This window comes from Vibrio sp. 99-70-13A1, from assembly GCF_013114625.1.
Taxonomy (GTDB): Bacteria; Pseudomonadota; Gammaproteobacteria; order Enterobacterales; family Vibrionaceae; genus Vibrio.
In genome coordinates this window covers 62,700-76,139 of sequence record NZ_VTXD01000008.1, presented here as the reverse complement: position 1 = coordinate 76,139, position 13,440 = coordinate 62,700, and the positions used below count along the sequence as shown (strand labels likewise).

The 13,440-nt window shown below is 41.1% G+C and carries 11 protein-coding genes; 4 read left to right on the top strand and 7 right to left on the bottom strand.

What is annotated here, in order from left to right:
• Nucleotides 1-2: 2 nt before the first annotated feature.
• The 3 genes from mfd (at nt 3) to F0226_RS07950 (ending at nt 4,911) form a co-directional block, all read left to right on the top strand.
• Nucleotides 3-3,464: a transcription-repair coupling factor gene (gene mfd / locus F0226_RS07960; protein WP_171735147.1), complete on the top strand. Its 3,462-nt coding sequence runs from the start codon at nt 3-5 to the stop codon at nt 3,462-3,464.
• Nucleotides 3,465-3,528: 64 nt separating this feature from the next.
• The gene (locus F0226_RS07955; protein WP_171735146.1) at nt 3,529-4,296 is read left to right on the top strand and encodes a peptidoglycan binding protein CsiV; all 768 of its coding nucleotides are present in this window, start codon (nt 3,529-3,531) and stop codon (nt 4,294-4,296) included.
• A gap of 78 nt (nt 4,297-4,374) precedes the next feature.
• The gene (locus F0226_RS07950; RefSeq protein WP_171735145.1) at nt 4,375-4,911 is read left to right on the top strand and encodes a GNAT family protein; all 537 of its coding nucleotides are present in this window, start codon (nt 4,375-4,377) and stop codon (nt 4,909-4,911) included.
• Between the two features lie 98 nt (nt 4,912-5,009).
• Here F0226_RS07950 and F0226_RS07945 read toward each other — a convergent pair whose 3' ends face one another.
• The 3 genes from F0226_RS07945 to F0226_RS07935 form a co-directional block, all read right to left on the bottom strand.
• Nucleotides 5,010-6,299: an FAD-dependent oxidoreductase gene (locus F0226_RS07945; RefSeq protein WP_171735144.1), complete on the bottom strand. Its 1,290-nt coding sequence runs from the start codon at nt 6,297-6,299 to the stop codon at nt 5,010-5,012.
• A gap of 448 nt (nt 6,300-6,747) precedes the next feature.
• Entirely contained in the window at nt 6,748-7,287 is a 540-nt protein-coding gene (ycfP, locus tag F0226_RS07940; protein WP_171735143.1) for an alpha/beta hydrolase YcfP, read from the bottom strand.
• Nucleotides 7,288-7,396: 109 nt separating this feature from the next.
• Entirely contained in the window at nt 7,397-8,251 is an 855-nt protein-coding gene (locus F0226_RS07935) for a phosphotransferase (protein WP_171735142.1), read from the bottom strand.
• Between the two features lie 370 nt (nt 8,252-8,621).
• Here F0226_RS07935 and F0226_RS07930 point away from each other — a divergent pair, with 370 nt between their 5' ends.
• Nucleotides 8,622-9,950 (top strand): anaerobic C4-dicarboxylate transporter, encoded by a 1,329-nt coding sequence (locus F0226_RS07930; protein ID WP_171735141.1) that lies wholly within the window; start codon nt 8,622-8,624, stop codon nt 9,948-9,950.
• Nucleotides 9,951-10,157: 207 nt separating this feature from the next.
• On the opposite strand, the gene lpoB is transcribed toward F0226_RS07930, so the two are convergent.
• The 4 genes from lpoB to F0226_RS07910 all read right to left on the bottom strand — a co-directional run bounded on the left by lpoB (nt 10,158) and on the right by F0226_RS07910 (nt 13,327).
• Nucleotides 10,158-10,748, bottom strand: a complete 591-nt coding sequence (gene lpoB, locus F0226_RS07925; protein WP_171735140.1) for a penicillin-binding protein activator LpoB — start codon at nt 10,746-10,748, stop codon at nt 10,158-10,160.
• A gap of 121 nt (nt 10,749-10,869) precedes the next feature.
• Nucleotides 10,870-11,253 carry a YcfL family protein gene (locus F0226_RS07920; RefSeq protein WP_171735139.1) on the bottom strand — a complete coding sequence of 128 codons (384 nt, stop codon included), beginning with the start codon at nt 11,251-11,253 and terminating at the stop codon, nt 10,870-10,872.
• Nucleotides 11,250-12,578: a hypothetical protein gene (locus F0226_RS07915; RefSeq protein ID WP_253820788.1), complete on the bottom strand. Its 1,329-nt coding sequence runs from the start codon at nt 12,576-12,578 to the stop codon at nt 11,250-11,252. The genes F0226_RS07920 and F0226_RS07915 overlap by 4 nt, the downstream gene beginning before the upstream one ends.
• 398 nt (nt 12,579-12,976) lie before the next feature.
• Nucleotides 12,977-13,327 (bottom strand): HIT domain-containing protein, encoded by a 351-nt coding sequence (locus F0226_RS07910; RefSeq protein WP_137372928.1) that lies wholly within the window; start codon nt 13,325-13,327, stop codon nt 12,977-12,979.
• Nucleotides 13,328-13,440: the final 113 nt, after the last annotated feature.

The following is a 13,440-nucleotide window of genomic DNA, read 5'->3' as shown; positions in this document are numbered from 1 at the left end:
ACATGAAAACAACACCTATTTTCTCTTTGCCAAAACCAACAGGTTCTGGTGACAAAAAACACATTGGTAATTTAATTGGTTCATCGCTTGCGCTTTCAATCGCTGAACTTGCCGAGCAGCACAACAGCCATACACTGCTTGCCGTTCCTGATCCTCAAATAGCGCTTAAGCTGCAAAATGAGATAGAGCAGTTTACACAGCAAGAAGTTGCCTTATTTCCTGATTGGGAAACATTGCCATATGATAGCTTTTCTCCGCATCAAGAAATTATTTCAGACCGTATTGCACGCCTCTATGCATTACCGACTCTGAATAGCGGTATCACTATTGTGCCAATAAGCACGCTTTTACAACGCCAATCTCCACGCGACTACTTATTGCAGCACACCTTAATGGTGAAAACAGGTGACTTGTTCTCGCTCGAAAAACTAAGGTTACAGCTAGAGAAGTCAGGGTACCGCTATGTTGATCAAGTATTTGGTCCTGGTGAATACGCAAACCGCGGGTCTATCCTCGATCTATTCCCTATGGGCAGCCGAGATCCATACCGAATTGATTTTTTTGATGACGAAGTCGATACCATTCGAACTTTTGACCCAGAAAATCAACGTTCTATAGAGGACGTTTCCGAAATACGACTCTTACCCGCTCACGAATTCCCAACCTCTGAAACCGCAATTGAAGATTTTCGTATTCGCTGGCGTCAACAGTTTGAAGCAAGACGAGAGCCTGAATCGGTATACATGCAAGTCTCCAAAGGAACTTGGCCATCAGGTATCGAATATTGGCAGCCTCTTTTCTTTGATCATACCGAAACTCTTTTTGACTATGTTGCCGATGAAGCCCAACTTCTTATCTTAGGTGACGTTGAAACAGCAGTTGACACATTTTTATCGGATGTAGAACATAGGTATGAGCAGCGTAAAGTTGATCCTTTGCGCCCTCTTTTATCCCCAGAGCAACTTTGGCTGAAGAAAGACGAATTATTCGCTCATTTCAAACAAAAGTCACAAGTTCTACTGAACCTAGACAGCATTGAAGAAAAAGCAGGAAGAGTGAACTTACCTCTTTCTAACTTGCCTGATCTAAGTGTCCAGCACAAAAACAAAGAACCATTAGCCAACCTTAGAAAATTTACTGAATCCTTTCAGGGAAGTATCGTATTTTCAGTTGAATCAGAAGGTAGAAGAGAGGCGCTAGGTGAACTGCTACAAGGGATAAAGATTCGCCCTGCAGAAATGGATAGCCTGCAAAATGCTACTCAGTCAGGAAATAAGTTCTCGCTTGTTTTAGGTTCAGCGGAACACGGCTTCATCTTTAAAGACCAAGACTTAGCCTTTATTTGTGAGAGTGATTTACTGGGCGACAGAGTCGTTCAGCGACGTAAAAAAGATAAGAAAAGTGTCAATAGTGATACGGTTATTCGTCACCTCGCAGAACTTAAACCAGGTCAGCCAGTCGTGCATATTGACCATGGTATAGGTCGCTATATTGGGCTTCAAACACTCGAAGCCGGTGGTTTAATCACAGAATACGTGACGCTTGAATATCAAAACGATGCAAAGCTGTACGTTCCGGTTGCTTCACTTAACCTGATCGGCCGTTACTCTGGAGGAGCCGAAGATTCAGCCCCACTACATAAACTGGGTGGTGAAGCTTGGCAAAAAGCTCGTAAGCGAGCCGCTGAAAAAGTGAGAGACGTGGCAGCAGAGCTGCTTGATGTCTATGCGAAACGAGAGTTAAAACCAGGTTACAAATTTGCACTTGATAGAGGGCAATACGCAACGTTTAAAGCGGGTTTCCCATTTGAAGAAACCGATGACCAGTCCATGGCAATCAATGCTGTCATGTCGGACATGTGTCAGGCTAAAGCAATGGATCGCCTTGTTTGTGGTGATGTAGGCTTCGGCAAAACAGAAGTTGCCATGCGAGCGGCTTTTGTGTGTACAGATAACAGTAAACAAGTTGCTATTCTTGTCCCTACCACGTTATTAGCTCAGCAGCATTTTGAAAATTTCCGTGACCGTTTCGCGAACCTCCCAATCCGAGTTGAAGTGTTATCTCGCTTTAAATCGGCAAAAGAACAAAAAGTCATTATGCAAGATGTCGCTGAAGGCAAAGTTGATATTGTCGTCGGCACGCACAAATTACTTTCAAGTGATATTAAATTCAAAGATCTTGGACTTCTTGTGGTTGATGAAGAGCACAGGTTTGGTGTTCGTCAGAAAGAAAAAGTCAAAGCAATGCGTGCTGATGTTGATATCCTCACACTGACCGCAACACCAATTCCAAGAACACTCAACATGGCAATGAGCGGCATGCGAGATCTGTCGATCATTGCAACTCCACCAGCTCGTCGACTTGCCATTAAAACGTTTGTTCGCCAGAGCGATGACGCGACTGTACGTGAAGCCGTATTGCGTGAAATTATGCGTGGTGGTCAAGTGTATTTCTTGCACAACCAAGTAGACACTATCGAGAAAACCGCTGAATCGCTTCAAGCTCTGGTCCCGGAAGCAAGAATTACCGTTGCCCATGGTCAAATGCGCGAGCGTGAGCTAGAGCGTATTATGAATGACTTCTACCACCAGAGATTTAATGTGTTGGTATGTACCACGATCATTGAGACAGGTATTGACGTTCCAACGGCTAACACGATTCTAATGGATCGAGCGGACAACCTAGGTCTAGCTCAGCTTCACCAACTACGTGGTCGTGTAGGTCGTTCACACCATCAAGCATACGCTTACCTACTCACTCCACACCCTAAAGCCATGACCAAAGATGCAGTTAAACGCCTTGATGCCATAGCCTCACTAGAAGATTTAGGCGCAGGCTTTACTCTTGCCACACACGATTTAGAAATTCGTGGTGCTGGTGAGCTATTGGGTGACGAGCAGAGCGGTCAAATCCAGTCTGTCGGTTTTACCCTATATATGGAAATGTTAGAGCAAGCGGTTGAAGCACTCAAAGAAGGGAAAGAGCCGTCTTTGGATGACCTTCTTCGCGAACAAACTGAAATTGAAATGCGCTTACCCGCTCTTCTGCCTGACGACTATATTCCAGACATCAACACCCGTTTATCTACCTACAAACGAATTGCCAGTGTTCATGATACTGACGAATTAGCCGAGCTAAAAGTTGAGCTGATAGATCGATTTGGTACATTACCAGATGCCACAAAAAATCTACTTTCTGTTTCTGAATTAAAACTGGCTGCTGCTGCAATCAAAACGAAAAAAATTGAAGCGCATGATAAAGGTGGCTTCATTGAGTTCTATCCTGATGCTGACATTAACCCGACCTATCTGGTTAAACTATTGCAATCTCAGCCTCAAAAGTTTTCAATGGAAGGACCAACTAAGTTTAAGTTTACGGTACCATTAGTTGATAGACGCAAGCGCATACAGTTTGTAAGCGATTTACTTGGCGAATTCCGTCAGAATCTATTGCCTTCGGCTTAATCAATTTCGCCACAGTATAACAATATGAATCCAACGAAATGTGCAGTTGGAAGATGGAGTAAAAATGAAAAGACTGATCCCGCTACTACTCTTATTCGTTTCTTTGCCAAGTTTGGCACAAAGACAATTTGATATAGAAGTGATCATTTTCAAACGTGCAGTTGATGCCGAAAAGATTAATGAATCATGGCCAAATAAGCTTCCTGAAATTTCAATGGCACGAGTGGGGTCATTTCAGGATGCCCAATACAGAGCAAAAAAGAACGTTCAGATGTTGCCTAAATCTGAATACTACTTAAACAAACAAAAAGAATCATTACGTAAGCATGCAGGCTTTAATGTTCTTTTACATACAGCATGGCGACAAGGTGATGAAGGTAAAGGGTCTGCGCCCATCTTCAGAATAAAAGCCGGAAGAGATTACTCAGCACGATTTAATGCTGATGGCTCTGAAAAATCCGCATCATCTGTTGGTAGCAATGATGCTTCTTTTAAAGAAGAAACTATTGATAAACCCTTATATGAATTAGACGGTAAGCTTCAGATCTATGTACAACATTATCTGTATGCAGAAACAACATTAGACTTAAAAGCACCGAGTGTAAGAGAAATTACTCTACAAGACCAAACCATTGAATTAGAAACCCCTTTAAGTGGTGCTGACAGTACAGTTCAGGTCGGAAATTTAAAAGAGATATCCCCTACAGTTGAAGTTGAGGAGTTTTTGAAGAGCTATCGTATGGATCAAAAACGTCGTATGCGCAGCACAGAAACTCATTACTTAGATAATCCTCTTCTTGGTATGATCATCCAAGTAAGACGAGTGGAATAAAATTCACTCATCGGGAAACCAACAGTTTAATTTGCAACTATACGCCCTCTTCTGAGGGCGTATTATTAGGTAAAGAGCATGAGCCCAGATTATCGAATATCTTCAAACCACATCACCCTAAAAATAATAGAAGCATCCGATGCTCGTGAGTTCTCTCAACTCATTCGCCAGTCTAGTAGCTTATTTGAATGGATTGATTGGTGTACTCCTGACTACAGCGAAACAGAAGCTGAAAAGTTCATTCTAGCAACACGATTAAACTGGGTTAAAGCTGACGCTTTTGGCTTTGGTATTTTCGATAATCTCAGTGGGGACTTAGTAGGAATGGTAGCAATTAATGAGCTTTACCATACCTTCAATATGGCAAGTCTCGGTTATTGGATTGGTGACAAATACCAAAACAAAGGAGTAGCAACAGAGGCTCTTAAAGCGCTTATTAACTTTTGCTTCGAGCAGCTAAAGCTCACTCGCCTAGAGATTGTTTGTGACCCTGATAACTTACCTAGCCAAAGATTGATTGAACGCTGTGGCGCAGAAAAAGAAGCCATCGCCAGAAATCGATTTGTGTTTAATGGTAAGCCAAAAGATGGGGTTGTGTTTTCTATCATCCCCTAAGGCTAGATGATTAGACAAAAAAAGAGCTCCTAAGAGCTCTTTTTATTGCCTGAAACAATTGACTAAAGATATAGAAAAAAATTGTCCAGCAAGGTTTATTAGTGAAGCTTCAAGTTTGGTCGTAACACACGGTTAATACGACCCACTAGCATCATTAATGATGTTTTAATAATACCGTGCAAAGCCATTTGGTGCATTCTGTAAAGCGAGATGTATACGATACGAGCAATACGCCCTTCTACCATCATCGAACCTTTAGTTAAGTTGCCCATTAAGCTACCTACAGTAGAGAAACGGCTTAGAGATACTAATGAACCTTTATCTTTATATTCATAAGCTTTTGGCTCTCGCCCGTTTAACTTAGCAATGATGTTACTAAATGCACAGCTTGCCATCTGGTGCGCAGCTTGCGCTCGTGGCGGAACAAATGTTCCATCAGCTTGTGTACATTGAGCTAAATCACCGATAACAAAAATGTCGTCATCACGAGTCGTTTGCAGCGTATCTTTAACTACCAACTGATTGATGCGATTAGTTTCTAGCCCAGCAATGTCTTTAATGAAATCAGGTGCTTTGATGCCAGCAGCCCAAACCATGATTTGTGCCGGGATTTTCTCACCCTCTTTGGTCGTCAGGCCATCTTTATCAGCTTGTGTAACCATTGTCGTAGTTCGAACATTTACCCCAAGCTTAGTTAACTCAGAATGAGCAGCACTTGAGATACGAGGAGGAAGAGCAGGAAGAATGCGCTCGCCGGCTTCAACTAGGCTAACGTTCAGTTTGCTAGAATCTAGGTCACCAAAACCGTAAGTACGCAATTCTTTCACTGCATTATGAAGCTCAGCTGAAAGTTCAACACCCGTAGCACCAGCACCAACAATGGCAATATCAACGGTACCTTGACCATTTTTCGCATGCAGCTTTAAGAACTCATTATTCATTTCAGTGCGGAAACGGTGAGCTTGTTCTGGGCTGTCTAGGAAAATACAGTTGTCACGAACACCTGGAGTATTGAAATCGTTCGAAGTAGAGCCAATCGCCATAACCAAAATATCATATTCCAGTTCGCGTACTGGCATTAAAAGCTCGCCGTTGTCATCTGTTAGCTCGCTCAATACAATAACTTTACGTTCACGGTCGATATCGCTCAGGCTACCCATTTGAAAATCAAACTGATGGTTTTTTGCATGAGCACGATAACTTAAAGCATCGACCCCTTCATCAAGAGAGCCGGTTGCAACTTCATGCAATAAAGGCTTCCATAAGTGGCTAGCTTTACGATCAACAAGAGTGATTTTTGCGCGGTTCTTACGCCCTAAGGTGCGACCTAGTTTTGTTGCTAGTTCTAAACCACCAGCACCACCACCAACTACGATAATATTTGTCACAATGACAATCCTCTACAAAAATGAATAAATTAGTGTTCGGCTCGACAAGTCCAACCGATAAATTCTTTCGCTGTTACTCAATGCAGGCTGTGCACATTCATTGAGAATTTAGAGGGGCTAAACCAAGGAAAGCGGGCTCCAAGGTTCTGTTCACATTGATTAAAGGTGCGCAATATGAGAATTGTCACACATATTTTGGGTAAGTTTTTCACTTACTCTCAATTTTATTTGATAAATATCAACATATTTAGATATCAAACATTATATAGCGCAAAACAATGTCCGCAACTAAAATCCTTACCTTCAATGAGGTTTCGATTAAATTTAACTCAACAATAAGTAGAAGCAGTTACCCTATAGCAATTCTCTCTTTCCTACATGCATAAAAAAGCAGCACCAAAATAGGAGCTGCTTTTTATCTTCATCTCTAGTTTACATATCTTTGAGCTTACGTATCTTTAAATGCTTTCATAGCTTGAAGGTGCTGAGAGATCTTCTTAAATTTATGGGGTTCTTTTTCATCCCAAATCAAATCGTAATAATCCTCTAGCTCTTCGGCGGTTTTGCTATTGTCATGTATCTCATCATTACGAGATAGAAAAACCAAACAACGACCTTTATTTTTCATTCGATACAGTTCAACACACTTAGTCGCAATGTCTTCGTATTCTTCCGGTCTGTCTATCCTGCCCACCATATTATTCTCTGGGTGCAAGTTAGGGTTAAAGATAACTTGTTTAATACCACACAAGAAGCCAATGCGTTCAGACCAAAATGCGCCTAGCCCGACACCACAAATAATTGGATGTGGGTCATCTGATTGCTCTATGACTTTATGCACTTCTTTCAATAGATGCTGCATATCGTGTTTTGGATGCAAAGTACTGTAGTTAATGAAACGAATGTCATCATCAATGAATTGCAACTGCAGTATCTTTTCATGGTTACCAGGGCTTGTAGAATCAAAGCCGTGTAGATAAATAATCATTGTACCTCCCCCGTTGAATGCTGGTACTCGTCTAGTAAATCTAACACGAAAATTAAGGTTTTAAAGGAGTGAACAGTGAAATTACACATTTCACACAATAAACGTGATCCTACCTACAGAAAGTGTGACTCAGTGCTTCAGCCTCTTCTAAATACGACGCATCTCCCCATAATTGGTGAGCTAATAAGTACCATAACATTGCCATCATTTGACTTCGTGGTAACCACGCTTGGACACCCTCAACCCAAGTGTCTACATCTTCTATCCCGCGTAATTGGCAATAGCGATAAACGGACTGTAATAATGGTTGCTGAGCCACTGCAATACTTAACGTTAAATCCAAACGTGGATCCGCCAGTGATGCATATTCCCAATCTATAATTTGAATACCTCGCTGGTTTTTCACTAAGTTATAGCCGCCTAAATCAAAATGGCACAGTGCGTTATCTACACCCTTAACATTCGGTGCTGAACGCCACTCCTGGTAAATACTTTTATACGGCTCTACTCGATGTTGCTCATTTAGCTGGAACCAATAATGATCAACACGGGCTGTAAAACAAAAAGGAGTGAGCGGGATTCTTGAGGTATTCACTTGATGAACGGATATAGCTGTTCTTAATAGTCGGTCAAGCTCCAGACCATCAGAGAGTGTTTCGCCTTCCAACCACTCAACGAGTAAGCCTTTATCATTTAGCAGAATAGGTTTGGGTGCAATTTTTAATAACTCTATAGCGGAAAGAACTTGATTCTCTTGGTGGCGAGTAATAGAAAAAGCTTTCGTAATTGCAGTTGTCGGGCGCCACACATAAGCCACTCCTTCTGCGTCGACAATTTTCCAACATCGATTTGTAAGCCCGCCCGTTAATGTTTGAACTGATTTAGGAGGAAAAGAAAAAAAATCATCTAACGAGCTCAAGCTATCATCTAACTGCTTCGCTTCTGACCAAGCAAAAATCGCCATACTTAATTCCTTCTAAAATTCTTCATGCATCACTGGTAAAAACTGTATTTTCCATTTCAAAACACGCTCAGCCTAGTAGCGATAAATTTCATTGTTAATACGCATAACTTATAGACAGTGAAAAACGGTGTATCGTTCCACTTATTAAAACTTATATATTTACTAAAACTATATTTATCTGATAGATAGAGCACAGTTTTCTACTAATAAACAAAAAAACACTTCTCTTTTAATGCAGATCAACCAATACACTATTGATAAAAGTGACAACAATTCAAATGAGAATACCTTCAACAAATGTTACCCAGATAACAGGTATTAATAGTGCCAGTTCTCTTATTTATATTGTTCTTCTTTTTATAGGTGCCTTATGCTCTATTTTGAATTTATCTTTCTATTGTTAGTTCTGTATATCGGGTCTCGATTCGGTGGTATCGGTCTTGGTGTCGTATCAGGTATAGGTTTGGTTATTGAAGTTTTTATCTTCAAGATGCCACCTACTTCACCGCCTGTTACCGTGATGCTCATTATTTTAGCAGTGGTGACTTGTGCTTCCATTCTTGAAGCAGCTGGCGGCCTAAAATACATGCTTCAAGTCGCTGAGCGTATTTTAAGAAAAAACCCAAAACGCGTCACGCTGATTGCACCTTTTGTTACCTACTCGATGACCTTTTTACTCGGCACAGGTCATGCCGTTTATTCTATTATGCCAATCATTGGTGATGTAGCTTTAAAAAATGGTATCCGTCCTGAACGACCAATGGCAGCAGCCTCAGTAGCTTCTCAAATTGCTATTACCGCTTCTCCTTTATCGGCAGCAGTGGTCTACTATTTAGCTCAGTTAGTCGATATTGATGCATCTATTACATTAATGTCTATTTTAATGGTCACTGTTCCTTCTACTTTGTTCGGCACTTTGATGCTATCTCTCTACAGCCTACGCAGAGGTAAAGAACTAGAGGATGACGAGGAATACCAAGCCCGTTTAAAAGATCCAGTGTGGCGTGAAAAGATACTCAATACGACATCAACTTCTCTAGATGAAGAGTTACCCGCTAAAGCTCGCAATGCTGTTTTGATATTCTTAGGTGCAATAGTCGCTATTGTCGTCATTGCAATGTTCCCAGAGATTCGAACCATCGTTGATGGCGACAAACCAATCAAAATGTCTGTGGTCATTCAAATGATGATGTTGGCGTTTGGTGGCGTTATTTTACTTTCGACCAAAACAGACCCGCGAGATGTGCCAAACGGAGTAGTGTTTAAATCCGGTATGGTTGCTGCCATTGCTATTTTTGGTATCGCTTGGATGTCTGATACTTATTTCCAATATGCGATGCCTCAATTCAGAGCAGGTATTGTCGATATGGTGACGCTACACCCGTGGACATTTGCCCTTTCACTTTTCATTGTCTCTGTTGTGGTTAACTCACAAGCTGCGACCGCACGAATGATGCTACCAGTAGGTTTAGCTTTAGGTTTAGAACCCGCGCTCGTGATCGGTTTAATGCCTGCGGTATATGGATATTTCTTTATTCCAAATTATCCATCTGATATTGCGACTGTGAACTTTGATAGTTCAGGTACAACTAAAATCGGCAAATGGTATTTCAACCATTCCTTCATGTCTGTCGGTTTAATAGGGGTAATATCAGCTTGTATCCTAGGTTATGTTTTAGGACAGATTGTTATCGGTTAATCGATAAAACCTAACCAAGTAGTAAACAAACCAATTGATAGAAACTGACTAAAACAAAAAGCCCGCAGAAATTTATCTGCGGGCTTTGCTATTTATCTTAAGCTAGAACATTCCAACTATATGATTCGAAGCATACTCATCAGAACCCTGTAGCTTGGATCTAATAACTGAGCTTGGCTTGGCTTGGCTTGGCAACTTAATCAGTGATTATAAGCCAAGTAAACTTTTCGATTTCTGCTTACGAATTTCAGTTTCGTCTGCCCATTCAATCAAACCACTTTCGAGGTCCATTAAACGCATTGTCATTTTGTAGTATACGTCTTGGTCACTGCCATCGCTCTTCACGATGCTAGATAGGTTGCCATACAACATGTACTGAGCGCCGACCATTTTACCAAATTGAATTGCTGAGCTTTGGTTAACCAGTTCATCATTGTTTTGGAAGTTCAACTGATCGCGAACAGATTCAACACGATCCATATCTACGAAACGGAATTTACCAGAATTAAGCATTTTGGTGCTGATAGTATCCGTGATTGATTCCGTATCAATATGTTCACTCGTTTTGTTCTTAATGCGCTCTACAAATACGATTGGACGTTGCTCACGCGTAATGTACGCAACCGAGCCAGAAGTCATCATGCTATCAACCATTTGACCAGCGATAGTTTGTAGATCCGTCGAACCAAAGTCGATTGTTGTGGTTTCAACGGCTTGAGCGTCACCGTAGCTCACTTTGTTAGAACAACCACCTAAAATCACCGCTAAACCTAGTAGCGCAATTACACTCTTTTTCATCTTAATACCTCAATCTACAAACAGACAAACCTCACTGGGCTTGCACTTTAATCTATGACCACCCATCCAAGCAGAACCTGAATCGATGCATTTAATCTTCTATTTCTTTCTTTCGGAATATTTATGGCTCACGAAACTGAACTCGAAACTGTGTGCCTTTAGGGTTCACCGACACTTCAGAAATCGAAATACTTTCAAAGCCATGCACAATTGCTTGTCTCCATGGACCTTCTTTCGCGTTCACTTCTAACCCCGCATCGTCATACCAATAAAAACGATAGATGATGTTTTGTTCACCTTTATATTGGCTAGTTAGGCGCACAATTCCTCGAGTGTGACCATCTACTTGATCAGTACGTACATCCTCAACAAGCAAGCGACTTCCTAGAACTTTGTCTCCAAAAATTACTTTTTGAGTAAGGCTATCAACTCTTACCCCTGCCGTATTGTTTGCACAGCCAGCCAGTGCAATAACCGCAGCTATACTCATCAACCATTTTTTCATCTCAGCCTCCCTAGCTGTTTATGCCACATTGTTGCATGGCTTCCTTGTCTAGAAACCCAAATTAATGTGGTTTGACCTTCTACAGTATTAAACTCATATTGCTGGCTACCAACATCAAGTGTATGTGATCCACTTAGTATCGTATAACTGCTGCTACGAACTTCCGCTGGAAGTGACTGCCAACTACGAGTATCAGGTTGCTCTGTTAATGTATTCCACACATTGAAAAGCAGGTTCCCTACATCATCACCTTTCGCTGTTTCTTTACGTATTCTATCTTTTGCGACCACACGTAACGCTTGGCGAATAACAATACTCGGCAACCTTTCTGAAAGATCGTTTTGAGCCATAGCGTTTACATCGGCTAATAAACTAGTTGGTAATACCTTTCCATCCAGTTTGATCTGCGAAAATTTATCTACGCTTTGATTCGGATAGTAAGGAAGAGCTAACGAATAAATCGCACCTTGATCTCGGCTATCATAAACGGGTAAGTCTAAACGCCAGCTATCCATTGCTTGAACAGCACTTTGCTCTTGTAAAACAATGATTCGCCCATAACCTGCTGGTAATGGCTCCGCTTTTCCATAACGCTTACTTAGGATATTTAAGTCTTCTGACATCCCTAAACGCGTTGCAACCGCTAGAGTTCTTTCTACGATCTGTTGGTTTTCAGGCATTACTGCTAGTGCACGACGATAATCAACATAAGCACTGTTTAAGTCATTCGATGCTTCATATAACAAGCCCGACAAAAACATTAAATACGCATTTTGAACAGCTTGCAGCTTATCACCGGCATCTGGGTAGTTTGACAAGATACTGCCAACATTTGCTGAAAGACCTTTAGACTTCGCCTCTTTTGCCGCTGAATTTAGTTCATCCTCACGTTGCTTCTTCGCACGTTCTTGAACTTGATTCGCTCGGCGCATTTCAATGACGGCGCCTTCAAGATCATTTTGCTTTAGGTAATTTAAACCTAGGTATAAATGAAGAAAGCCGAGCTCATAATCAGCAGGGGAATACTCGGTAAGGTTGTCGTTGACGGCCAATGCCCCAACGCTTGCGGCACTATCTCCAACAGAAATTACCGCTTTATCTTGTTGCGTAGTCACGGCTTTATCAGCAAGTTCAAATGAGGTTTTACTTTCAGGATAAAGTTGATCAAGAAAGTTAACTCTGCCTTTTTCAAAGTTATCAAGAATATCGCCAGCTCTATATTCCGGTAATTCTTGCTGAGCTTGTGAGTACTCTCCTGACTTCACAGCTTGATAAACTTCGTTATTTTGTGCGCTATAATGACTAAATAAATTGCCTGCCGACAGACTCGAACACCCTGTTATAAGTGCGGATAGCAAAGAAATAGAAGCTAATTTAACGTGTCGCTTCAAAGTTATTCTCCATACTCTATCTTCAGTCATGCTGAACATTAAAAATGCCAACTTTTACATCTCGTAACTTGTAGCTATGTAGAGTTCTGACAGTTATGTAAAATTCTTACAGTTATGTAGAACTCTTATAGCTATGTAGAACTCTTATAGCTATGTAGAACTCAGACAGCTATGTAGAACTCAGACAGCTATCTAGACAAAAAGTTGACATAAGTCTCAAAAAATATTGAACACCGTAAATAAGCGTAGTTCATTGAGCGATGTAATCATGCTCGTTGAAGTCTGTAATTAAGCTCTTTGAGAGGTGTCGTTAAGCTTTTTGAAGAAGTGGCTTAACTCATTAAAAGAGGACCTAAAGGACGACCCCCAACTAAATGCATATGAATATGGTAAACCTCTTGCCCACCATGAGAATTGCAATTCACAATCAGGCGGTAGCCGTTTTCATCAATGCCTTCTTCTTTAGCTAGCTTTTTAGCAACGGTAAACATACGCCCCATCATTGCTTCATCTTCAACTTCAACATCATTGGTTGTTGGAATGAGCTTATTCGGGATAATCAAAATATGGCTTGGAGCGCGCGGGTTAATATCACGAAATGCAGTGACCAAATCATCTTGGTACAATAAATCAGCAGGTATCTCTTTATTGATAATTTTTGTAAAGATTGTTTCTTCAGCCATCTTGTTCTCCATTCGATTTTCTTATCTCAATTTATGCTTTGAGTATGCGCGATGGCAGCTTAAAGCTCAATAAAAAACACTGTTCAGTTCTCATGTATGGCATTCTGTCTAAT

Coding starts and splice junctions, on each gene's coding strand:
- F0226_RS07950 (WP_171735145.1), top strand. CDS start 4,375: ATGAGCCCAGATTATCGAATATCTTCAAACCACATCACCCTAAAAATA.
- F0226_RS07920 (WP_171735139.1), bottom strand. CDS start 11,253: ATGAAAAAATGGTTGATGAGTATAGCTGCGGTTATTGCACTGGCTGGC.
- F0226_RS07910 (WP_137372928.1), bottom strand. CDS start 13,327: ATGGCTGAAGAAACAATCTTTACAAAAATTATCAATAAAGAGATACCT.
- F0226_RS07935 (WP_171735142.1), bottom strand. CDS start 8,251: ATGGCGATTTTTGCTTGGTCAGAAGCGAAGCAGTTAGATGATAGCTTG.
- F0226_RS07930 (WP_171735141.1), top strand. CDS start 8,622: ATGCTCTATTTTGAATTTATCTTTCTATTGTTAGTTCTGTATATCGGG.
- lpoB (WP_171735140.1), bottom strand. CDS start 10,748: ATGAAAAAGAGTGTAATTGCGCTACTAGGTTTAGCGGTGATTTTAGGT.
- mfd (WP_171735147.1), top strand. CDS start 3: ATGAAAACAACACCTATTTTCTCTTTGCCAAAACCAACAGGTTCTGGT.
- F0226_RS07955 (WP_171735146.1), top strand. CDS start 3,529: ATGAAAAGACTGATCCCGCTACTACTCTTATTCGTTTCTTTGCCAAGT.
- ycfP (WP_171735143.1), bottom strand. CDS start 7,287: ATGATTATTTATCTACACGGCTTTGATTCTACAAGCCCTGGTAACCAT.